20 protein-coding genes and 1 pseudogene are annotated in these 22,823 nt (G+C 57.8%); 15 read left to right on the forward strand and 6 right to left on the reverse strand.

Annotated features, from left to right (window positions below; translation table 11 throughout):
• Positions 1-63 precede the first annotated feature (63 nt).
• Positions 64-1,455 carry a MocR-like pyridoxine biosynthesis transcription factor PdxR gene (gene pdxR, locus M8013_RS12025; RefSeq protein WP_271268035.1) on the reverse strand — a complete coding sequence of 464 codons (1,392 nt, stop codon included), beginning with the start codon at positions 1,453-1,455 and terminating at the stop codon, positions 64-66.
• Positions 1,456-1,555: 100 nt separating this feature from the next.
• Here pdxR and M8013_RS12030 point away from each other — a divergent pair, with 100 nt between their 5' ends.
• Positions 1,556-2,035 (forward strand): carboxymuconolactone decarboxylase family protein, encoded by a 480-nt coding sequence (locus M8013_RS12030; protein WP_271268036.1) that lies wholly within the window; start codon positions 1,556-1,558, stop codon positions 2,033-2,035.
• Positions 2,036-2,065: 30 nt separating this feature from the next.
• Here M8013_RS12030 and M8013_RS12035 read toward each other — a convergent pair whose 3' ends face one another.
• Together M8013_RS12035 and M8013_RS12040 are read right to left on the reverse strand one after the other, a co-directional pair.
• The gene (locus M8013_RS12035) at positions 2,066-2,596 is read right to left on the reverse strand and encodes a GNAT family N-acetyltransferase (RefSeq protein WP_271268037.1); all 531 of its coding nucleotides are present in this window, start codon (positions 2,594-2,596) and stop codon (positions 2,066-2,068) included.
• Positions 2,597-2,599: 3 nt separating this feature from the next.
• Positions 2,600-2,869 (reverse strand): type II toxin-antitoxin system TacA family antitoxin, encoded by a 270-nt coding sequence (locus M8013_RS12040; RefSeq protein ID WP_271268038.1) that lies wholly within the window; start codon positions 2,867-2,869, stop codon positions 2,600-2,602.
• A 152-nt stretch (positions 2,870-3,021) separates the two neighbouring features.
• On the opposite strand from M8013_RS12040, the gene M8013_RS12045 reads away from it, so the two are divergent.
• The 4 genes and pseudogenes from M8013_RS12045 (at position 3,022) to M8013_RS12060 (ending at position 5,000) form a co-directional block, all read left to right on the forward strand.
• The gene (locus tag M8013_RS12045; RefSeq protein WP_271268039.1) at positions 3,022-3,345 is read left to right on the forward strand and encodes an antibiotic biosynthesis monooxygenase family protein; all 324 of its coding nucleotides are present in this window, start codon (positions 3,022-3,024) and stop codon (positions 3,343-3,345) included.
• Positions 3,346-3,365: 20 nt separating this feature from the next.
• Positions 3,366-3,587: pseudogene (locus tag M8013_RS12050) on the forward strand (amino acid-binding protein); the annotation flags it as partial.
• Positions 3,559-4,254 carry an ArsR/SmtB family transcription factor gene (locus tag M8013_RS12055; RefSeq protein ID WP_271268040.1) on the forward strand — a complete coding sequence of 232 codons (696 nt, stop codon included), beginning with the start codon at positions 3,559-3,561 and terminating at the stop codon, positions 4,252-4,254. The pseudogene M8013_RS12050 and the gene M8013_RS12055, both read left to right, overlap by 29 nt.
• A 350-nt stretch (positions 4,255-4,604) precedes the next feature.
• Positions 4,605-5,000 carry a hypothetical protein gene (locus M8013_RS12060; protein ID WP_271268041.1) on the forward strand — a complete coding sequence of 132 codons (396 nt, stop codon included), beginning with the start codon at positions 4,605-4,607 and terminating at the stop codon, positions 4,998-5,000.
• Positions 5,001-5,053: 53 nt separating this feature from the next.
• Here M8013_RS12060 and M8013_RS12065 read toward each other — a convergent pair whose 3' ends face one another.
• A complete protein-coding gene (locus tag M8013_RS12065) occupies positions 5,054-9,142 on the reverse strand; it encodes an autotransporter outer membrane beta-barrel domain-containing protein (protein WP_271268042.1) in 4,089 nt (1,362 codons plus the stop codon).
• Positions 9,143-9,482: 340 nt separating this feature from the next.
• Between M8013_RS12065 and M8013_RS12070 the strand changes: the two genes are divergently transcribed.
• The 8 genes from M8013_RS12070 (at position 9,483) to M8013_RS12105 (ending at position 20,017) form a co-directional block, all read left to right on the forward strand.
• The gene (locus tag M8013_RS12070) at positions 9,483-10,097 is read left to right on the forward strand and encodes a LuxR C-terminal-related transcriptional regulator (protein ID WP_271268043.1); all 615 of its coding nucleotides are present in this window, start codon (positions 9,483-9,485) and stop codon (positions 10,095-10,097) included.
• 123 nt (positions 10,098-10,220) lie between these two features.
• A complete protein-coding gene (locus M8013_RS12075) occupies positions 10,221-10,688 on the forward strand; it encodes a MarR family winged helix-turn-helix transcriptional regulator (protein ID WP_271268044.1) in 468 nt (155 codons plus the stop codon).
• Complete coding sequence (locus M8013_RS12080; RefSeq protein WP_271268102.1) at positions 10,688-11,755, forward strand: HlyD family secretion protein; 1,068 nt, start codon at positions 10,688-10,690, stop codon at positions 11,753-11,755. The genes M8013_RS12075 and M8013_RS12080 overlap by 1 nt, the downstream gene beginning before the upstream one ends.
• A gap of 2 nt (positions 11,756-11,757) precedes the next feature.
• Complete coding sequence (locus M8013_RS12085; protein WP_271268045.1) at positions 11,758-12,825, forward strand: DUF2955 domain-containing protein; 1,068 nt, start codon at positions 11,758-11,760, stop codon at positions 12,823-12,825.
• 70 nt (positions 12,826-12,895) lie between these two features.
• Positions 12,896-14,569 carry a hypothetical protein gene (locus M8013_RS12090; RefSeq protein ID WP_271268046.1) on the forward strand — a complete coding sequence of 558 codons (1,674 nt, stop codon included), beginning with the start codon at positions 12,896-12,898 and terminating at the stop codon, positions 14,567-14,569.
• A gap of 260 nt (positions 14,570-14,829) precedes the next feature.
• Positions 14,830-17,271, forward strand: a complete 2,442-nt coding sequence (locus tag M8013_RS12095; protein ID WP_271268047.1) for a hypothetical protein — start codon at positions 14,830-14,832, stop codon at positions 17,269-17,271.
• Positions 17,268-18,350, forward strand: coding sequence for a beta-galactosidase BglB (bglB, locus tag M8013_RS12100; protein ID WP_271268048.1), 1,083 nt, complete (start codon positions 17,268-17,270; stop codon positions 18,348-18,350). The genes M8013_RS12095 and bglB overlap by 4 nt, the downstream gene beginning before the upstream one ends.
• A 41-nt stretch (positions 18,351-18,391) precedes the next feature.
• Positions 18,392-20,017 (forward strand): alpha-glucoside-specific PTS transporter subunit IIBC, encoded by a 1,626-nt coding sequence (locus tag M8013_RS12105; RefSeq protein ID WP_271268049.1) that lies wholly within the window; start codon positions 18,392-18,394, stop codon positions 20,015-20,017.
• A gap of 28 nt (positions 20,018-20,045) precedes the next feature.
• On the opposite strand, the gene M8013_RS12110 is transcribed toward M8013_RS12105, so the two are convergent.
• Positions 20,046-21,317: a DUF445 domain-containing protein gene (locus M8013_RS12110; protein ID WP_271268050.1), complete on the reverse strand. Its 1,272-nt coding sequence runs from the start codon at positions 21,315-21,317 to the stop codon at positions 20,046-20,048.
• Between the two features lie 178 nt (positions 21,318-21,495).
• Between M8013_RS12110 and M8013_RS12115 the strand changes: the two genes are divergently transcribed.
• Entirely contained in the window at positions 21,496-21,783 is a 288-nt protein-coding gene (locus tag M8013_RS12115) for a BrnT family toxin (protein WP_271268051.1), read from the forward strand.
• Entirely contained in the window at positions 21,770-22,072 is a 303-nt protein-coding gene (locus tag M8013_RS12120; protein ID WP_271268052.1) for a BrnA antitoxin family protein, read from the forward strand. Before M8013_RS12115 ends, M8013_RS12120 begins: the two co-directional genes overlap by 14 nt.
• Before the next feature lie 85 nt (positions 22,073-22,157).
• On the opposite strand, the gene M8013_RS12125 is transcribed toward M8013_RS12120, so the two are convergent.
• Positions 22,158-22,793, reverse strand: a complete 636-nt coding sequence (locus M8013_RS12125; RefSeq protein WP_271268053.1) for a LysE family translocator — start codon at positions 22,791-22,793, stop codon at positions 22,158-22,160.
• Positions 22,794-22,823 lie beyond the last annotated feature (30 nt).

Below are 22,823 nucleotides of genomic sequence, written 5' to 3' on the forward strand. Positions count from 1 at the left end.
TTTAGCTTTATGGGTGTGCCAATCCTATCACCCTGGAATCTGTAAGGCTAAGTCTGATGACGGTCAGGCAAGAAGCTCGCAGGTTTTTGCCTTCGGGCGGGTAAGCAGCGCAACCGCCTCGTCATAGCTGCGCACATTGTTGTACCCCATCACCAGCCCGTAGCGCTTGCCCGAGCCGCTGTACCAGGCCGATAGCGCATTCACCTGCAATTGCTGCTGTTGCCAGCAGTGGGCGATCTCCCGGTCGCAGCTGCCTTTCGTTAAAAACGCCACGATGTGCATCCCGCCGTCGTTTTGCTCAGTGAAGAACCGGTCCCCGTAGACGTCGTGCAGGGCGGCGATCATCCAGTCACGTCGCTGTTGATACAGGGCACGCATCTTTTTCAGATGACGGAAGAAATGCCCGTCGTTGAGAAAGGCGGTGAGGATCTTCTGCGTCAGCACCGGCTGGCCGCTGGCCAGCATGTCGGCGCAGTCGGTAAATGCCGATACGGTGCTGGCGGGCATCACCACGTAGCCCAGGCGCAGCGACGGCATCACGGTTTTGCTGAAAGTGCCCATGTAGATCACCCGATCATGCCGGTCGAGGCTTTTCAGCGACGGCAGTACCTTGCGGGTGTAATGAAACTCGCCGTCGTAATCATCTTCGATGATCCACGCCTCGTTTTGCCCCGCCCAGTCGAGCAGCTGTTGCCTGCGCGGCAGCGACAGCGTTACCGCCAGCGGGCTGTGGTGCGACGGGGTGACAAGGGCAAAGCGGGCGTCGGCATGGTGTTGCAGCAGATAGTCGGTGTCGATCCCCGCGCGATCGACCGGCACGGTGTGCAGGCGTGTCACGATCCGCCGTAGCAGCTGCTGGCCCATAAAATAGCCCGGATCTTCAAACACCACTTTGTCGTTGCGGGTGGCGAGCGTGTCGAGGATCAGGCGCAGGCTGCCGCTGTAGCCGCTGGTGATCAGCACCTGCTCCGGCGTGCACGACAGCCCGCGCGAGATGTTCAGGTAGCTGGCGATCGCCTGACGCAGCGGCGTCCAGCCCATCACTGGCGGGTTGAGCATCTCCTCCTGACGCATGGCGCGTACCGCCTGACCGGCCAGCAGCAGCCACTTCTTGTACGGGAAACTGTCCAGCGCCGGGATCCCAGGGCGCAAAAAGCCCGACCGTTCACGCTGGCTGACCAGCGACTCAGGTAGCTGGCCGGTAAGCGGATCAGCGGGCGGCGGCGGGGTGACAGAGAGGTTTAAATCCGGGTTGACCCGCGTGCCGCGCGCGCCCTGGCTCACCAGATAGCCCTCGCCGATGAGAATGGCATACGCGGTTTCGACGGTTTTGCGCGCCACGCTTAGCTCTTCTGCCAGCACGCGAATGGCAGGCACTTTGTCACCGGGTTTCAGCACGCCGCGGTTGATGTTGTCCCGGTAGCGGGAGTAAATGTCATGATAGCCCGGTTTCATGTCCTATCTCGTTTCAATCGTTTTGTATCTTTTTACTATGTCATGACTCAGGTAATTTATCCCCATCGCAACATCCTTACCGCACAAAAGAGGAACGACAATGAGCACCCGCGTAAACCATCACAAAATCACCCCAGCCCTGGTTAAATCGCTGTCCGACCTGAGCATGGCGATTGGCAAAACGTCCATCGAGCCGGGCCTGAAACACCTGATCGACATCCGCGTTTCGCAGCTGAACGGCTGTACCTTCTGTCTGGATATGCACGCTAAAGAGGCGAAAATCGGCGGCGAGCGCGAACTGCGCATTTATCATCTGTCGGTATGGCGTGAGTCGCCGCTGTTCAGCGCCCGCGAGCGCGCTGCGCTGACCTTCGCCGAAGCGCTGACCCACATCACCGCCGAAGGGGTGAGCGATGAAGTGTACCGCTGCGTGGCGGAGCATTTTTCTGAGACCGAGATTGCCGAGCTGAACTTTGTGATTGTGGCGATCAACGCCTGGAACCGCCTGGGCATTACCTCCCGCATGGCACCGGGTTCACTGGATGCCGCGTATGGCCTGAACAAGGCGAATCTGGAGTAACACTGTGCCGCGCCCGGTGGCGGCTACGCCTTACCGGGCCTGGAGTGTAAAAAGCTTCTCAATTGATTTCGTTGGATAAAACAGGGAGCTGGCATTACTCCCTGTTAATGGAATAAAGCCCAGCTTCAGGTAAAAATCTTTTGCCGTATCGTGAAGCGCATCGACAAACATCCCGTGAATGTCTACCGCTTGTGATGCCAGATAAACCACTTTCATCGCATGGGCCACCAGCGTCATTCCCCATCCCTGGCCCTGCAATGTGAGATCGATTGCGAGGCGGCCCAGGGTGACGCTGGGTACGTTGATATACGGCACTTTTCTCTGCTGGGTTCGGGAGGGCAGGGTCTCTTTCTCAAAGCAGCTCCCTGACAGCGTGTAGTAGCCCAACACTTTTGGCGTAACTTCGTCAGTAATGAGCAAATAGGCTCGTAAAAGCCGTCCATCGTGCTGGCGGGCAAGGTGATCGGTCAGAAAACGGTTCAGGCTACTTTCACCGCAGTCGAAGCCGGTTAAATCATAATCAGTCTCTTGCGAAAACATCCTTATCGTCAGATTAGCCACATCTTACTCCATGTTTTGCAGGCGTTTTGTTGCGGATTTCATCCTGTCGTTGGGTTCTGGCGGGGTGTCGAGCGCATCCATCACCTTGTTCCAGGAGCCTTCATTAAGAACCAACCGCCGATGCTGCTCAATGATTTCGGCAGCCCGCTCCGAGGCACTGTTAACCATGAACTGGGTTATTGTCTGGTTACTCATCGCCGCAGCTTCTTCGATCAGATTTTTGTCTTCGTCAGTGAGCCTGAGATCAATGCGCTGTTTTTTCACTGCTGGCATTTTTTACTCCGGGATAGTTATTTTTGTACGGATAAATTCCGTACGTAGACAGTAGCGCGTCACAGGTCAATTTTCAACCTTTCGCTCCTCGCCGAAGCATCCCGCTTTTCTTTCCGTCATGCTCTCCTGAACCTCATAACGGAGAGACCCCCATGATCGCAGTTATTTTTGAAGCCAAAGCGCAGCCCGCGCAGCAGGCGCGTTACCTGCAACTGGCCGCCGAGCTTAAGCCGCTGCTGGCGGATATCGACGGCTTTATCGATATTGAACGTTTTCAGAGCCTGACCAGCGACGGAAAAATCCTCTCCCTCTCCTGGTGGCGGGATGAAGAGGCGATCCGCCACTGGAAGCAAAACGTGTTTCACGCCGCGGCGCAGGCCGAGGGGCGCGAGTCGATTTTCGCGTTCTATCATATTCGCGTGGCGCAGGTGATTCGGGAATACACCTCTGAAAAGGGAGGACACGCCGATGTATGACGTACATGTGATATTCAACAATACGCCCGGTGCGAAAACCGCTGATCCGTAAACTGAAACAGGAACGTCCGGGCGAGCTGAGGGAGATAGCCGCCGCGCTGGCCGCACAGGGCGTGTCTGTCCTGACCCAGTACAGCGATCATGCGAATCACCTTATTCTGCTGACCGATAATGATAAGCTGGCCGCAGAGATCACCGAGCCGTGGGCAACCGATGCTAAAAACCAGTTTATCCCCCGATAACAGCGCTGCACTGGAGCGGGCCATGGCTGCGGTTGCAGCGGCGATGGCCGACCCGTCGCGGGTCAAAATGCTCTGCGCCCTGATGGATGGACGGGCGTGGACCGCCACCGAACTCAGTGCCGTGGCGGATGTTGCACCTTCAACCGCCAGCGGGCATCTCACCCGGCTGGTGGAAGGGACGCTGATCAGCTGTCTTTCTCAGGGGCGACATCGCTATTATCGGCTGGCGGGGCACGACGTTGCCGAAATGGTCGAACAGATGATGGGCTTGTCGTGGGGACGAATTACGCCGCCAGAAACGACAGCGCCAGAATCAATGCGCCACGCACGCACTTGCTACGACCATCTGGCGGGCACGGTCGCGGTACAGATTTATGATGCGATGCAGGCGCAGGGCTGGCTGGTAGCGGACGGTTCGGCGCTTACCGTATGCGGGCGCGAGGGGTTTCTGCAGTTAGGGATTGCGATGAATTCCCGCGCCCGGCGTAAAGCCTGTTGCGCCTGTCTGGACTGGAGCGAGCGCCGCTTCCATCTGGGCGGGGAGGCGGGTGCTGCGTTGCTGGTGCATCTGGAAAACAAAGGGTGGATCCAGCGCGAAGTGGGGTTTCGCGAGGTGACGGTGACCGCGTCAGGAAAGGCTGCTCTTCATAAACACTTCCATTGCTGAAACACGCCCGGCGGCGCACGCTTACCGGGCCTACAACGGCAACGAACCGTAGGCCGGATAAGCGCAGCGCCATCCGGCATAACCGCCCGCAGCGGCCTCAGCATAATTAAAACAGGAAAGTTATTTCTTTTATATATATTAAAATACCCAATCATTTCTCAAATAAATATGTGAACGTTAAGAATTGTCTTGCGTCACTATTTATTCGCATTGTTATTGCTAAAATTAATGACTCATGGAAAATCAACGTTGGCATTTTCAGGCTATAGAAACGGATAAGTACAGCCACTAAAAAAATGTTCAGGTTGAATATTGTCTAAATGGAATTATTGATTAGCAAGGAACCGTGTATGCCAAAATTGAAAAGCTATGCTGAAAGCGTGTTGTTTCAGAGCATTGTCGCGTTGTCGACCCGTTCGACAACCCCGGCAGAGCTGGCCTGCCTTTCAGAGGAGTATATTTCAAGACTCGGGGTTAAGGATGTGCCTATAGAACAAAAGCGTTTACTTCAGGACATCCAGGTACTTCTGAATACGCTCTGCGAATCAAACGGGAAAGTCATATTCAGTGATGAGGCCTGGACGGGTAAAAAGAAATTTTTGTTAACCTTGATTGCGGAATTATATTCTGATGTGGTGGCATGGAATGCCGTCGAGCAATATATTTCGGCATCCAGCTTTATTTCATTGGCGGAAGAGAGGGGCGTGTTTCAGGGCAGTGAGCAATACATTAACAATCAACATTAATATCGGCTTCTGAAACAAAGCCGCATACCTCAGTATGCGGCTCTTTTTTTGACTTAGAAGGCGAGTGCCCAGGTGGCGCTCACGATCTGATCGGTATCGTGTTGCGACGCGTTAACGTTGTAGCCTACACCGACGGTCATATTGCCTTTCTGCATTTTGACGCCCAGCCGGCCGTTAAAGGAGGTGTCATCCAGGATCTGCGCCCCGAGGGTATCGCTGCTGCTGATGCCCACCGTGTGCAGGGTGTTTTGACTGTCCCGGTCGCCGGTGACGGCCACCACGCCAACATCGGCCTGGGTGCTCATCTTCCAGCCAGAATCCAGCGCGAAGGTTTTGGCGACCTTCACCCCCACCGGGAACTGCCAGATATCCTGCGTGCCTTTGTCGGTATGGAACACGCGTTCATGCTGGCCGTTTTTGGTGTCAAACCCGTCCGTCGAGAGCTGGTTATAACGCACCCCGGCATGGGGAATAACATCCATCACCCCGGTCTCGATCAGATACTCGCCCCGCACGCCCACGCTGAACAAGGTGCTGTCCACGTTGGCCCGCAGCTTGTCGCCCGCCGCCATCCAGCCCGGCTGTTTCTGGCCGAGATCGCTGCTGGTCTGGGTCAGGCTGATGTCGCCCGTCAAGTTCCAGCGATCCTGGTTCCAGTTCTGGTACAGGGTAATGCCCCAGAAGCTGAAATCATTGTGGGTGGCGTTGACGTCGCCGCGTGAATCACTGTCGCCGTTTCCGGCATGGAATGCCGCGCCGCTGCGCAGGGTTCCCCGTTCCGTCTGCCAGGCTTTGTCGCCGCCCAGCATCAGGCCGTAAAAATCACTGCTCTGGCCGTAGCGCAGGTTCCCGGCGCTCAGGTCGCTGGTGTGCGGATTACCGTACAACGCATGAACCCAGACGCTGGCGTCGGTATCCGCCGGTTGCAGGGCAGCGTTGGCAATCGAGTTACGCTCCAGCACCGCATCTACTGCCGCATTGCCCGCCGCCCAGGTGTTGCGCTGCACGCCGCCAGCGGTGGCGATTTGCGCGGCGCTGTTAATCGTTCTGACCACCTCGTTCACCCCTACCTGCGGGGTGTCGATGGCGACCGACAGATAGCGCGCCCCAGCCTGGCTCGCCGTCCGCGAGTTGTCGCCACTGGCGATCAGCTGGTCCAGCGCATGAGTCGTCACAACCCCAGGCAGAACCTCCTGCGCCGAACGTGCCTGCGTGGTGACCACCACCTCGCCATCACGTTCCTCGGTGGTGGCGGTCAGCAGTTTGTTCAACTGCAGGTTGTCGTTCTGCCAGCCGTTGCCGACGATATTGACGTCGCTAAAGCCTTTAGCCACCGCGTAGGTCTGGTTGGCTTTGGCGTCCGCCACGTACAGCGCGGCGCTGTCTGCCACTTTCAGGCTGCCATTGGTCGCATTCAGCGCGGCCAGGCCGTTGGTCATCTCCTTGCTGTTCACCATCAGCAGGGAGTGGTCGGCAAACTCGGCCGTGTTAAAGGCCGCGTCACGGTCGGGTGAACTGCCGGTCAGCGAGCCGTCGACGCGCAGCCCGCCCTGGGTGGCGCTAAGGTACTGCGGGGTATGGACAGAGACCGCCGCGGTAATGGCGTTTTCACCCCAAATAAAGCCGCTGTCGGCGAAACGGGCTTCAGCCGCAGCGGTGGAGGTATCCCCCAGCACCAGCAGGGCGTTTTGTCCGACGGTAACGCGGCCATTGATCTCATTGCCGCCGCTTGCCACGCGGGAGGCATTGGCCAGCGTGCCACCGTCCGTCCAGGCCGGGTCGATAAACATCCGCCCGCCCTGCAGATCCAGACGCTCTGCCGTCAACAGACCTGCGGCAGAGCCGTTACCCACGGTTATCTGTGCCCCTTCGCTGGCGGTCAACTGGCCTGCCTGCAGCGAGCCGTTGACGCTCATTTGCGCGTTATCCTGCAACGCCACGTCGGCGTGCAGCGTGGCCTGCTGATCCACGTTAACCCGGCCGCTGCTGATGACGCCCGCCGTCGTGCCGCCAGAGACCAGGGTATGATCCCCCGCGACAATATTCAGCGTGCCATCCGGGGATACGGTGACGGTGCCGGTCAGATGGCCGGTGACATTTTGCATTGCGGCGGTGCCTAAGTTCAGGGTGCCATTATTGACCGCCACCGCAACCGGCGTATCCGCTGCACCCGCCACGTCAATTAGCGCGCCTGCCGCCCCGGTCAGGGTCAGCGACTGGCCGCCGCTAATGTCCACCGACGGTTGGCCTTCGCCTTCAAAGCGCAGCTGGGACGCGCCAAAGCCGTTCTGCACGAAAATGGTTTCATCGGTAATCGCATTTTTCTCACCGATATTGAGCTGGTTTTTACTGGAGGTGACCAGGGTATTGGCCAGCACCGCCTGGGTCATGGCGGCGTCGATAACGCTGGCGGTGCCCGCCACGTTATCGGCATTCTCTAGCGTGCCGAGCATCACCAGGCTGTTGCCTGCTGTCGTAGCGAGCAGGCTATTAACCGCCTTCACATAGTCCAGATGGTAACTGTCATCGGTGAGGATCAGCGTGCTGTCGGTGAAGCCCATGCCCGCGCCGGTCTCGTTATAGCCCTCTGGCAGCAGGGACGAGGCCGCCTGGTTAAACAGCTGGTCGGAACGGGTTTGCAACTGGCTATGGTTGACCATATTCAGCGATGCGCCACTGCTCAGGGCCAGCGTATCGGCAATCAGTTTGGTGTCGTCGAAGATTAATTTTCCGCTGCTCAGCTGCACCGGGGCGGTCACCGTGGTGCCTGTCACGGTCAGGGCGTTGCCGACGTTAGCGTCGCTAAAACCGTCGGTCAGCAGCAGATCGCCGGCGCTAGTCAGGGTGTCAAAGTTGCTGAACTGGGTCCCGCCAAATACCGGCATGTTCGCCAGATGCAGGGTGCTGGCGTTGCCGCTGCCGTACAGATAGCCCGCCACCGCCGTGTTATCCAGCCAGACATCGGAGCGCAGCAACGGCGTGCCTTTCAGGTCAACATCCCCGGAGAGGCTGCTGTCGGTCAGATGCAGGTCCACGGTGCCTGCCCCGGTGGTGGCATTGATGCTGCCTTCCAGCACCGAGCGGGTGATATCCATGGCGATCTGCGCGGCTTTGTTAGCAATCAGATTGCCTGTGAGGTGCGTATCTGTCAGAGAAGCTGTCAGCGTACCCGTCGCCGCGCCGGAGAGTGTCACATGGCCAACGATCTGGCTGTTACTGAGGGTCAACTCGGTGGTTTTGCCATTGGTCATGCTAATTGCGCTACCGTCTTTAAGCGTGGTTTTGGTGACGGTGGAATCGCTAACGGACAGCGTATTGGTGCTGCCTGAGCTGGCAAGGGTGACCGAACCGGTAAGCTGGCTGCGGTGGACGACAATGGCCTGCGTTTTGTCCGGCAGGGCGACCAGATTGGATATTTCAATCGCATTGGCGGATTTGGCCACGTTGCCGGTGCTGTCGATGACGCTGTTTTGAATGGCGATGGCGTTGTCATTTTTGGTCATGCTCAGCAAAATGCCGCCAGCCTGAATCCGGCTGTCCTGCACGCTAATATCGTGTGTTCCCGCCCCGCCCGCTAAGATCCGGCCGTTAATCAGGCTGTTGTTCTGGATATCAATATCGGCATTACCGTTGTCGGCAACATCCAGATAGATGGCGTACCCGGCAAGATAGTCCTTCGCCGTCGCCGCTTTATCCACATCATAGTGCCGCCCCTTAGTGGCGCCGTTCAGGGTGGACGCATCAACGACGATATGGGTGTTGGTCTGCGCCTTACTGTTTCCGCCCTCGATAACGTCCAGCGCGGCGTGATTGACCATTTCAACGTTGGCGGTGCCGCCCTTGCTGACGTTGATGAAATAGTTGCTCAGATTTGCGCCATCGACCAGAATTTGCTGGGTGTCGGAATCGCTACGAGAAGGGCCGGAAAAATAGATATTCTGGGCTTTTGCCGTACTATCAATGGCACCGTCTTGGGTCGCTTTGGTGAAAGACCATAAGGTGGCGTTTTCTTTTAATCCGCAGGTTCCTGTATACAGGGTTTCTGCGCAGGTATTTGCCAGGGCCGGTGTCAAAAGTAAACTGCTGCCCAGAATCACGCTCATGCTGACAGCCAGCTGATTCAGGCGAAATGATTTATTCATTAGGGTGTCCCTCTTTAATTGCGTAATGATTTTATTTCGCAGCCGCAAATATAAAAATCCATACACGGTTTAATCCTTGGTTACATTTCGCATCATATCAGGTGAATTAAACTGGAGAGGTCAGATTGGTCTACTCCCTATTGGATAAATCTTAATGAGGGAGATATCTGTCTGTTATTGTGTGGTTATATTTTCTGTATTTGTTGGGTTATGTGAAGAAGCGCACAATACGCCCTTACGTGACTAGGAATATTCTTATAATCCTGTGGAAAACTGTTAATTGAAAATTATTACATTCTCGACGATTATGGTTCAATCCACAGAGATGATAAGGTTATGGATGATGATTATTGTTTTGACATCCTGTAGATACTTTCAACAGGGCTTTGATATGTTAGTGGAAAACCTGATGGTAGAAGCGCCATCCTTCAAAAAAGTGCTGTATGTCGACGATATCAAAAAAGCGACCGCGGATGATTTTTCCCGCGCCAAAGCGATTGTTGTTGATTATGGGCAATCTGAAGTAAGAGTGTTAAATACGTTGCTGGAAATAAAGAACCGCTACGAACAAAGCTATTTTATTTTTATTACCCGCGATGCCTGCTTTGAAAGTACGATAGAAAATATTCTGATTAATACGATTGCCGATTTTACCATCGACTGTAAAAGCGCGGTACGTAAATTAAGCGCGTGCCTGGCCCATTTTGCGCTGGAAGATCAGCAGGTGACCATTTTTAAAAATATTCGCTGGCATCATCTCGAAAAAGAGCAGCGTTTAACCCGCATGGAAACCCTGCTCCTTCCCTATATTGTCTCGGGGAAAAAGAATAAAGAGATTACCCGTTATCTGGATTTAACCGGAAAAACGGTCAGTCACCATCGACGCAATATCTACCGTAAATTCGCGGTAACCAATCTCACCGGATTGTATAAAAAATTCGACCACAGCATCTGAGGCGGCAAGTGGCGCGCCATCCCCGACGCGTCGCTTTTGCAATTCCTGCGGTTTCTCCCTCTGTTTCTTGATACTTACCCTGATAACTATTATCTTCTCATCGTGTGAAGCGAGGTTCCCCCGATGAATGAAGATGACCTGTTCTGCCGCCGCCCAATGGGAATGCGCATGGCAATGATTGTGCGCCAGTGGCGTGCGGTGATTGACGACGCGATCCTCGAGACCGGGTTAACCCAGTCGAGCTGGACGGTGATGATGCAGCTTAAACAGCTTGGGGATAACGTCTCGGTGAGTGAACTGGCGGAAGTGCAGGGTATCGAACTGCCGCCGCTGATGCGCACACTCGCACAGCTGGAAAAGCAGGGTTATCTGCTGCGCACCACATCGCCTTATGACAAGCGCATCCGGCTGTTAACGCTCACGCCTGAAGGTAACGCGGTGCTGAAAACGCTGACCCAGGTTATCGAAACGTTCCAGGAACGGGTATCGCAGAATATCGCCCCGGAGCATATCGAGATTTTCAGCGCCACATTGAATCAAATCGCCTGCAACTTGCGGACAATCCGCGAAGAAGATAACAAGACCCCATAATCATGACCCCTGAACAAAAATTTGCCCGCTGGGTAAGGGTAAGTATTGCCTCTTTCCTGCTGATGTTTGTCTATTTTATCGTCGCCGACATCTGGATCCCGCTGACGCCGGACTCCACGGTGATGCGCGTAGTCACGCCTGTTTCGGCGCGTGTTTCCGGCTATGTGGCGGCGGTGCATGTGCACAACAACAGTCAGGTGAAGAAGGGCGATCTGCTGTTTGAACTCGACCCGACGCCGTTTCGTAACAAAGTCGAAGCGGCACAGATTGCGCTGGCGCAGGCGCGTTTGTCCAATCAGCAGCTCGACGCCCAGATTACGGCTGCCCAGGCCAGCCTGAAAACGGCCCAGCTCACCGCCCGCAACGACAAAGTCACCTTCGATCGCTACCAGCGTTTAAGCACCATGCAGAACGTCTCGCAGGCGGATCTGGATAAGGTGCGGACGACCTGGCAGAGCAGTGAGCAGTCGGTCGCCAGTCTGGATGCCAACATCCATCAGCTGCGCATTGAGCGCGGCGATCGTGACGAAACGCACAACGTGACCCTGCAAAAGTACCGCAACGCGCTGGATGAAGCCGAGCTGAATCTTGGCTGGACGAAGGTGTACGCCGAGGCCGATGGCACGGTCAGCAACGTGCAGCTGAGCCCCGGTTTTTATGCCACCTCAGGCAGCGCCTCGCTGGCGTTGGTCAATAACCAGAGCGATATCGTGGCCGACTTCCGCGAGAAAAGCCTGCGTCATACCCGCCAGGGCACCGACGCCGCCGTGGTGTTTGATGCCTTCCCGGGCCACGTGTTCCGCGCCCACGTCACCAGCAGCGATGCCGGTATTCTGGCGGGTCAGGAGGCGGTCAATGGCGAACTGTCGCAACCGGAAACCTCTAATCGCTGGGTGCGTGACGCGCAGCGGATGCGCATACACGTGGCGCTCGACGAGCCGCTGCCGAAACACCTGCCGACCGGCGCGCGCGCCACCGTGCAGCTGTATAATAGCGAAGGTCCGTTTGCCCGTTTCTTCTCCGGGATGCAGATCCACCTCGTCAGCCTGCTGCACTATGTGTATTAACCATGTCTATTAATACTCTCGCGCGGGTCTTTACCCCGCACGGCAACATCGTCTACACCGCCAACGATTTCCGCCAGACGCTGCGTATCGTGTTTGCCGGGATGATCGCCCTCAGCGTGTCGACCTTTTACAACACCAGCTATGGCGTCTTTTTTGTCATCTACCCGATCATGCTGTTGTCGCTGGTGCCGGTGTTTAATCGCCACGTCGCGAAGCAGTTTGTGTTCAGTTCGGTGCTGAACTGCATCGAAATGGTGTTTATTATCGGCTATCTGGCGCAGTGGCCGCTGATCATGACCCTGGTGGTGTTCGGCCTGTATGTGATCCGCTTTCGCTTTATGAGCCAGGGGCCGCTGTTCCTGTTTGGCTCGATGGGGGTGGTGTGCCAGAGCACGATGCTCAACTTTATGAGTTACCCCACCACCAACTGGCACACGCTGCTGTTTTCGAACATCGAAGCCAGCGTGATGGCGGTGTGCCTGAGCGCGCTAATGCACTATCTGCTGCCGGACGTCGAGCCGCGCAAGCCCCCGCCGAGGCTGGAGAAAGACGTTGCCCGCGTGCGCCACGAGTCGCTGCTCTCCGGCACCGTGGCGACGGTGATTTTTGTGGTGTTCCAGATAAGCGATCTCAGCGATTCCCTGTCGGCGCTGATGGCCGGGATCCTGATCCTCTTTCCGATGCACTACCGCGGGGCGGTGCTCAGTTCCCTGTGGCGGGTGGTTGGGGTAGTGATCGGCTGCCTGTACATCCTGCTGGTGCAGATGGTGTTGTACAACCACAGCAGCCACATGCTGTTGATGATGCCGCTGATTGGCCTCGGGCTGGCGTTTGGCGCCCGCCTGCACGTGATGGAGAAGGTCGGGGCCGGGGTCGGGTTCGCCAGTATCACCACCATCGGGATTATGTTCGGCCAGAACATGCACCCGGACGGGGACCTGATCTTCAGCGATCTGTACCGCATCGTCTCGGTGACGGTGGCGCTGGTGGCGACCCTGACGCTGGTATTTGTGATGCACCTGCTGCTCAACTGCTTTGCTCCCACGCGCTACGTCATTCGCGAACAGTAACGCACACATTTTCTGCATTCTGTGCTATCACTGTCGGTCGTTAAATTGAGCGATAACAAGGACAAAAGGCATGTGGCAGACGCGGGCGCTGGAGTTAAATAATCAGGCTTACTGGAACTGGGATAAGGCCTGTGAGCTGGTGGAATACGCCGTCGCGCATGACTTTAACACTGTGATTGTCGGGCAGGTGGCGCTGTTCGATATGCTGGTCTCGCCCAAAGGCTACACGCCGCATCACTACAACGACCGCCTCTCCAGCCAGCAGCGCGCTCGCTGCGTGTACCTCAACCGGCTGGGGGCATTGTGCCAGCAAAAAGGGCTGCGTTTTTATCTGCAGGCGAAGGAGTTTAACTTCCCGACCGACCTACTGCTGGCGCATCCCCACCTGTTTGATCCGGCGCAGGGCGTCCGCTTTGACGTGGATTTCTGGTGCGGCTACCTTGCCGCCAAAGTGTCGCTGATCTGCCAGCGCATTCCGGCGCTGAGCGGGCTGTTGATCGCCATTTCCAACACCGACGGCCTGCTGCCCATTTCGCGCCCGAACTGGGAGCTGTCCCCCGCCGATGCGATGAGTTTCTCCCCCCGGGATGAACGCAGCCTGACCCTCTACAGCCGCTGCTTTAACGCCCTGGCCCGCGCCATGCAAAACGAGAATAAGCATCTGGTGCTGCGCGTATTCCCGGCCGGGAATCACGATCTGGGCAACGTGCTGGAGGCTATTCGCCCGCTGCCTGAAAGCGTCAGCGTCTCTATCAAGCTAACCCCGGAGCGCTTCTGGCCCTCGTTCCCGAACAACCCGGCGCTGCTGGCGGTGCAGGAGCGTGAGGTATGGGCCGATATTGATCTGGTGGGCGAAGAGGTGGGCTGGGGGATTTTCCCGTTCCCGCGCATTGATGAGCTGCAGGGGCGTCTGCTGTGGTGTCGCAGTAATCCGGCGATCCGCGGGGCGGTGTGTAAAACCAGCTGGGAAGGCGTCGATAACCACTGGATCATGGGCACCCTCAGCGAGTGCAATTTACTGGCCTGCAGCCGCATGCTGGCAAGCGAGGATCGGCATCTTTCCCGGACGCAGCTGCTGATGTACTGGCTGGACGAATGCTACGGCTGGCACCCCGAGCCAGAGGTCTTTGCCCGGTTCAGCGCGCTGCTGGAGCAGGCCGGGCAGGTGCTGTACAGCGCGATCTACGTGCGCGATCACGTGTTCCATCGCCACAGCCAGGTGCCGGAAAGCTACGGCCAGGCGGTGTGGAGCCTCTACGGCCAGCTGAACCGCACCCACTGGCTCCCCGGTTCGGAGCGCGATATTTTCTTCAACGCCAGCGATGTCGACACCTCTGCCGCCTGCCTGTCGCGCATTGCGAAAGAGAAAGACGACGCCCGCGAGGCCTCCTCGGCGCTGCGCGAGCAGGCGCTGGCGTTTGCCCGCACCGCCGACTTCCCCCATGCCCTTCACCGTCGCTGGCTCGAGGAGTGGCAGGGCTTTGCCCTGTACTGCCATCTGTTCCTGCACGCGCAGAAAGCGTTTTTCACCCTGCGTTTTGCCCGCGAGGTGGAGAACAGCTGGAGCATGCGCGAGATTTGCCAGATCAACATTCAGGAGCTGTATCGCAGCGCCGCCGAGATGGAAGACTACTGCGAGAAGCATGTGGATGCCTCGCCCGGCCTGCATGTTTTGTTCGATCCCACGCGCGTTCGCGCCCTGGCGGACAGCCTGAGCGATGAGCTGAAAACCCTGAAAGGCTAATCCCGACCCGATGGACAATATAGCGTGATGCAGATCACGCTATTTTTTTGGCTGCAGATCGCGAGGTGATCTGTATCACATCCTCACGCATCCCTTCCGGGCGCAATGTGATGCCCGTCACGCCGCGTCGCGCCTGCGCTGACGGTTTGTGAGTCGCCGGGCAAATCCTGCCAATCCCTAATAATGGCTGCTCGCCACATCTATCAAACCCGCTGATGATATCGCCGCAATGTATTAGTTCCACGCAAGAAGAGGGCACTATGGACTGGCAGTTATCACAGGGCGACGCGCTGACGCGCTTTCTGTTTTCAGCGGCAAAAGCGGAGCGGTTTGCCGAGTTCTATACCGGCGAAGCAACGGATCCGGCGATCGATTACCACTTTCGCAACGGCGCGGGACCCAAAGACGCGTCGTTCTGCCGGCGGGTGTTTCGCGAAACCCACGCCCGGCGCACGGTTGATCCTCTTCAGGCTTTGCCCTGCCATGAAGTCACTTTCACCGGCGAAAGCGATACCGTTTCGTTCTCTGACTTTCGCCACGTCGCCTACCACGTTCAGCGCTGGCTGACGGTCGATCTTTTTGCGCCTGCCACCGGCGAGTTCCGCTTTCGTCTTGCCACCTGCGGCGGGGTGCGGATCTGGCATCAGGGCCAACAGGTGGTCTGTTTTACGCCGTTTACCCGCAATCAGATGCAGCCGATCGAGGTCACACTGCCGCTTACTGCCGGGCAAAACCGCCTGCTGATCCATCTTGATGAGCTGTTCGAACGTGACACTATTTTTGCCCTGCAGATGGTTTATCTGGATACGCCCGCGCTGGGCGTCGCCTTGCCGAATATCGATGGCAAGGCGGTCAATGCCCTGAACCAGTTTGCGGGCGGTCTGCGCCCGGAACTGGCTGCGTTCAACCATACCGTGCGGGTGCACTGCAAAGAACCTGCGCCAGATGGCCTGGTCTGCGGCGGCGAACTGCACGGGATGGGCAACGATAACTTTACGCCTCTGACGCTCGATTTTGGCTCGGTGGCGGCAGGCGCAACGGCGCTGTCGCTGCCGTTACCGCTGGAAACGGGCGAGGCGCACTACCAGCTGCGCCTGACGCTGACCCGGGACGGGGTGACCTTAACCCGCTACCTGGGCGTAAACGTGATGCCGGATACGCCCGTTAAGGCCAGCGCCGATACCCTGGCCGGGCGCAAGCAGGAAGCGCTGCGCTATACCGCTCAACACGGCATGGATCGCACCGGTCGCCTGCTGGCGATGCTGCACCTGGGCGAGGTTGGCCCGGAGAGCGAGCGCTTACTGCAAAGCACCCTGAAGCGCATCAGCGCCCGGGAAGACTGCGCTGATTTTTCGCTGGTGCCGCTGCTGTGGATCTGGCGCTATCACCAGGGAGAACATTTCCCGCCGACCCTGTGGCGGCGGGTGAAATCGACCCTGCTGGGCTATCGCTACTGGCTGGACGAGCCGGGCTGCGACGTGATGTGGTTCTGGAGTGAAAACCACGCCCTGTGCTTCCACACCGCCCAGTACCTGGCCGGGCAGTTTTTCCCGGACGAACGTTTTATCGCCTCCGGGCGCAGCGGGCGCGAGCAGCAGCAGATCGCCCACGCGCGCCTGATGCAGTGGTTCGACGCCATCGAAGTCCACGGCTTTGTCGAGTGGAACTCCGCGCCCTATTACCCGGTAGATTACATTGGCCTGTTTGCCCTGTATCAGATGGCGGAACACGCGGCGATCCGCGAGCGGGCACGCGGGCTGATCGACCGCCTGATGCAGCAAAGCGCGCTGCACTATCAGCACGGCGTGGCGGCGGGCACCATGGGCCGGGTGTATGAAAAAGAGCTGCTGGCCGGCAGTCTGACCGAGCTGTCTGCCTACGGGGCCGTGGCCTGGGGCCAGGGCGGCTATAACCGTAAATGCGCGTCGCTGCCGCTGTTTTGCGCCAGCGATTACGTCCCGCCTGCACAGGCGGCGCAGTCTGCGCAGCTGACCTACGGGGCGCTGTCGGCCTGGTATCGCTGCGGCGGCGGCAACATCGTGGTGTGGAAAGCGCCAGGGGTGAGTTTGTCCTCCTGCGTCGATCACCACACCGGCGAATCTGGCCATCAACAGCACCTGGTCGATCTGCAGTTTGCCTCGCGTTTCGACGCCAAAATCTGGATTAATCACCCTGGCGAAGCCGAGCCGGGCGGAGAAAAACGCCCCTCATTCTGGGCCGGGAACGCGGTGATGCCCCGCGTGGTGCAGGCGGACCATCGCGCCATGCTGTTATGGGATATCGCGGGCGAGGATTGCCTGCCGTGGACCCATGTTCATCTACCCAATGAAGCGTTCGACTGCGTCATCACCCTGGAAACCGGGCGGATTGTGCGCGCCGGTCAGGCCTTCGCGGCGGTGCTCTGTACCGCGCCGCTGCAGGCCATCACCGAAGGGTTAACCGCCGGGAGCGAATGCCGGGCGATGGGGCGCCAGGTGGCGTGGTATCTCGACGCCGGACAGGGTGACAACGCGGACTTTGCCGCCTTCTGCACCCGTATCGCGGGGCTGCAGTTCCAGCTTGATGCGGCGCAGCAGAAGGCCTGGGTAAGCGATGCTACGTCGGGCGAGGTGATGACCATCGATATGGCCGGGACACACCACCCGTTCCCGGCGCTGGAAACGAGCGAGCTGTGGGTGGAACACACAGGAGTGAAAGGATGATCAAGGACGACACCATGGCCACGCTGGATCGCGTGGTGCGCGGCTTTTGCCGCCTGAAGAACCTGAACGAGGTCGGCACAGGCGACGGGTTTGCGATCCATTTCGAAGAGTGGGAGTGGGAGGTTGGCGTCGGGCTGTACGGCTTCTGGCGTTATGCACAGTTTTGCGAGGATGCGGCCCTGCAGCGGTCGATCCTCGCATGGTATGAGCAGCAGATCGCTAAAGGGCTGCCGGCGATTCAGATCAACACCACCGCGCCGATGATCGCCCTGGCGCTGGTGGCCGGGCACCATCAGCGCCCGGATCTGCTGGCGACGGTCAACGATTGGGCCGACGCACTGCTGCGCGATCTGCCCCGCACCGAAGAGGGCGGGTTTCAGCACGTGGTGAAAGAGCAGCCCAACACCGGCCAGCTGTGGGATGACACCCTGTTTATGACCTGCCTGTTCCTCGGGGTGGCGGGGATTGTGCTTAAGCGCCGCGATCTGATTGATGAGGCGGGGTATCAGTTTCTGCTGCATACCCGCTACTTAAGCGACCCGGCCAGCGGGCTTTGGTATCACGGTTGGACGTTCGTGGATAAGCACCACTTTGCGGGCGCGTTTTGGGCGCGCGGCAATGCGTGGGTCACGGTCGCTATCCCAGAATTTATTGAACTGATGGGTGAACACCTGGATGCGGGGATCCGCCGCTATCTGGCGCAGGTGGTTGCCCGTCAGGTTCGTACCCTGTGCGCGTGCCAGGCCGACAACGGCATGTGGCACACCGTGCTCGACGATCCGCTCTCGCCGCAGGAGTCATCTGCCACGGCGGGGATCGCCTGGGGCATGCTGCGCGGCGTGCGGATGGGCATTCTTGATGACGCCGTGGCCGTGCATGCGCTGCGGGCGTTTGACGCTGTGCTGGCGCGGATCGACGACGGGGGCATTGTCCTTGAAGCGTCGCGCGGCACCATGCTGGGCTGGGATATTCAGTATTACTGCGATATCGCCATGGCCCCGGTTCCTTACGCTCAGGCGTTAACCATGCTGCTCCTGCTGGAGGTGGAGCAGGGTAACTGGCTGGGCACCACGCGGTGAAGTGATCCTTTCTGAACGATGATAGCTGGAGATAATAATAAGTGAAAAAACTCAACCTCATGGGCGCCTTCCAGACGTTTGGCGGTGCGATGGCGGTGCCGATAGCCTTCCTGCCGTTTACCGGTTTGCTGTTGGCCATCACCAATATTCTGACCATGCCGGAGATCATGGGATCGCTGGCCAGTCCGGAGTCTAACTTTTACAAGGTGATGACCATCCTGAAGTCCGGCGGCTGGACCATATTCCGCAACTTCCCGCTGCTGTTCTGCATGGCATTACCGATCGGACTGGCGCGATCGGCCCAGGCGCGTGCGGCGCTGGTGGCCTTTTTTGCCTACATGGCCTTTAACTATTTTACCAGCAGCATTCTGACCTTCTGGGGGCCGGATTTCGGCGTCGACTTTAGCCAGGAGATTGGCAAAGAGAGCGGCCTGACGATGATCGGCGGCATCAAAACGCTGGATACCAGCATCGTCTTTTCTCTGCTGGTGGGCGGCATCGTCACCTGGATCCATAACCGCTTCTTTGAGAAGAAACTGCACGACTACCTGTCCATCTTCCAGGGGATGGCGCTGGTGTTTATCATCGCCTTCTTCCTGATGCTGCCGCTGGCGTGGCTGACCTGCCTGCTGTGGCCGAAGGTGCAGCTGGGCATCAACGCCATGCAGACGTTCTACATTGGCGCGGGCGTGCCGGGGATGGGGATTTTTACCTTTATTAACCACTTCCTGGTGCCGACGGGTCTGCACCGCTTCGTCTACTTCCCGTTCTATTTTGGCCCGGCGGTGGTGGATGGCGGGTTGTACACTTACTGGATTGAGCACGTGGCGCAGTTTGCCGCTTCACCGATTCCGCTGAAAGAGCAGTTCCCGGCGGGGGGCTACAGCCTGGAAGGCAACATCTGCGTGTTCTGTTCCATCGGCGCGGGGCTGGCGATGTACTCCACCGCGCACAAAGATCAGAAGCGTAAAGTGGCGGCGCTGATTTTCCCGGCGATCATCACTGCGGTGACCGTGGGGATCACCGAGCCTATCGAGTTTACCTATCTGTTTATTTCACCGCTGCTGTTTGCCCTGAACGCGCTGGTAGGGGCCGTACTTTGTATGGTGCTGTATATGGCGGGCGTGGTCGGCTTTATGGGTGGTGGTCTGAACGACATGATCCTCTTTAACTGGGTGTTCTACGCCCAGAACCACGCCAACCTGATCTGGATCCACATTGCGATCGGGTTGAGCTTTGCGGCGATCAACTTCTTTGTCTTCCGCTTCGTGATCCTGCGCTACAACATCATGACGCCGGGGCGTAACCCGGATGAAGACGAAGTCCGTCTGTACTCGAAGCAGGATTACCGCGATAAAAAAGCGGCGGGCGTCCAGCCGGATCGGGAGAAAGCGATCGCCATTCTGCACTGCGTGGGCGGTGCGGATAACGTGGATGTGATCAGCAACTGCCAGACCCGTCTGCGGCTGGTGGTCAACGATCCGTCCCGGGTGCTGGATGACAAGGCGCTGAAAGCCGCCGGTGCGCTGGGGACCATCCGTAGCGGTAATAACCTGCAGATTGTGATTGGTCTGTCGGTGACGGTGGTTAAGGAATTCTTCGAAGCCGAGGTGATTCGCGAGCGGGAAAGCGGGCACGATGCCCCTGAACCGCAACCCGCGGGATAACGAAAACGGGGCGTGATGCCCCGTTTTTTTATGCCTGCAGCAAGGTCGGGAGCTGCGACAGCAGGAACAGAATCAACCCGATGGTGCCCCCCACCAGCGTGCCGTTGACGCGGATAAACTGCAGGTCCTTGCCGATGTTCAGCTCAATTTGCTGCGACATATCCTTCGCATCCCAGCCTTTTACCGTGTCGCTGATATGGCGGGTGAGAAAGCCGGCAAACTCCGGTGCCACGCGGTGCGCGGCCTGCTCCAGATGTTCGTTGAAAGAGGCGCGCAGGTTGGCGTCGGCAACCAGCGTCTCGCCAAACCACAGCCCGGCATTCGCCAGGCGCTGTTTCACCCGCGAGTCGTCGCTCTGCATATCCGTCTTTAACCACTGGCGCAGATCGGTCCACATCTCGCCCAGATAGCGGTTAAAGGCCTCGTCATTTTTCAGGTAGTGTTTGATGTTTTCCGCTTTTTCGGCGGTCTGCGGATCGTTTTTCAGGTTGTCGATAAACTTCATCACCGCGCGATCGAACGCCTGACGGATCTGGTGGGTGCGGTCGTGGCTGATGTCATCCAGCAGGGTGTTCACCGCATTCGACACCATTTCGGCGCTCTGATCCCCCAGCCACTCGGTGGGCAGGATTTTTGATTTGTTCGGGTGCTCGGTCTTCAGCCAGTGGACGATCTGCGCAGCGATAAAATCCCGGGTGCTGTCGCGCTGGATCAGGGTGATCAGCCGGTTGATAATGGCATCCAGCAGCACCTGATGACGGTTATTTTTGGTCATGCTCTCCAGCATCACCGCACTGGTTTGACTGAGATCGACCTTATCGATCGCCTTATGCACCGCGCGCTTGAGCATCTGCTGAATGCGCCCGTCGTCGGTAAGTTCCAGAAACCCGCTCATCACCTGAATCAGATGCTGCCCGACGCGCTGGGCGTTTTCCGGCTGGCTAAACCAGGTCCCGATCATCTGCGCCGGTTCGTGGCGGCGGATTAAGGTCACCAGCGACTGGGTATCGAGAAACTTCTCCTGCACGAACTGGCCGAGATTGTCGCCAATCCGGTCCTTATTACGCGGGATAATCGCCGTATGGCGGGAGATAAACGGGATCGGCACCCGGCGAAACAGCGCGACCACGGCAAACCAGTCCGCCAGCGCACCCACCATCGCCGCCTCGGCAATGGCCTTCACCCCGCGCACCCAGAAGGTTTGCGGCAAAAAGAGGGTAACGATAAAGGTCGCAACGGCAATCAGCAGTAACGACAGCGCCAGGAGCTTGGCGCGTTTGAGTTCAGCGAGTTTTTCCATAGGGTTAAGGATAGAGGGAGGTGTGGGGGAAAAGCAAAAATAAGGTTTGGGTGTCATCGAGAGGGGGATTTTTCCTGAAGCCGCATTCCATTTTTGATTGAAATTACAGCGGGTAGCGTGTGTATTGCACTGCATTTGTATATGCTTTTTTGTATATACAATCCAGGGAGGCTGCACTATGCTAACGGAGTTTGAATGGGATTCTCACAAGGCCAAAAGTAACCTGCAGAAGCACGGGGTTCGCTTTGAGGATGCGGTGTTAATTTTTGATGATCCTCATCATTTATCCCTGCAGGAACGATACGAAAACGGCGAGTTTCGCTGGCACAGTATTGGACTTGTGTACGGCGTAGCGGTGATTCTGGTTGCACACACGATTCGTTTTGAAAGTGGCTATGAAGTCATCCGGATTATCAGCGCACGTAAGGCAGACCGAAAAGAGAGGATTCGTTATGAGCATGGTTAAACATAAACGTGGCGACGCACCCGTTATCAGCGCCAAACGTGAGGCGGAACTCAAGGCGCTGGCAAATAAGCCGGATGAGGAAATCGACTATAGCGATATCCCCGCGACGGCGGATGAAACCTGGTCCGAGGCGGTGCGCGGTAAATTTTATCGCCCTTTAAAAACGCAGGCCTCAGTGCGTATTGATGCCGACGTTATGGAGTGGCTGAAAAGAGCGGGAAAAGGTTATCAGACCCGGCTTAATGCCATCCTGCGCGAAGCGATGCTGCGCGATCAAAACAAGAATTAATCCCCGGTGGCGCTGCGCTTACCGGGGCTACGAAGGCAATCCGTAGGCCTGATAAGCGCAGCGCCATCAGGCGTTTCCCCCGCAGTCAAAGTGACGCCAAAAATCGCCACACGATCCAGCCGCCAAACGCCAGCAGCACCGCGCCTGCCGCGCGTTCGATTTTCCACACGCTGTGTCGCAAGCGCTGTTGTACCGCGGGCAAGGCAATACACGACACCACCGCCAGATCCCATATCAGCACCACGGTCACCATCCAAATCCCACTTACCGACTGCTGCAGGAGCGTGACGTCCGGGCCGAGCAGGGCGGTCATCAGCGCCAGATAGAACAGGGCGTTTTTCGGATTTAAGACTGCCGAACCGAGGCCGAGCAGGAACTGTCTGCGCCACGAGGGGCAGGCAGCGTCTGCGCGATCAATGGCGAGCGTAGTGGGCCGACTTTGCGCCAGCTGCCAGCCAATCCACAGCAGATAAAGCGCGCCCAGCAGCTCAATCACGCTAAAAAGCAGCGTGAAAGAACGCAGTACATTAGCGCCAATAATCACCAGCAGGATATACAGCCCATTGCCTGCCGCGATACCGACGCACAACCCGGCGCTGCCGCGCAGGCGGTGACGCGCGGCAAAGCCCATCAGTAAAAAGAAATCCGGTCCGGGGCTGAGAAGCGCAACAAAATGCGCCAGGGCCAGCGCGAGAAAAGCGGAAGGGAATAACAGTTCCATAGCGACCTCAGATTCAAAACGGAGGCCAGA

Origin of the sequence: Silvania confinis (assembly GCF_025564085.1) — a bacterium.
In the GTDB taxonomy this organism is placed as follows: Bacteria; Pseudomonadota; Gammaproteobacteria; order Enterobacterales; family Enterobacteriaceae; genus Enterobacter; species Enterobacter confinis.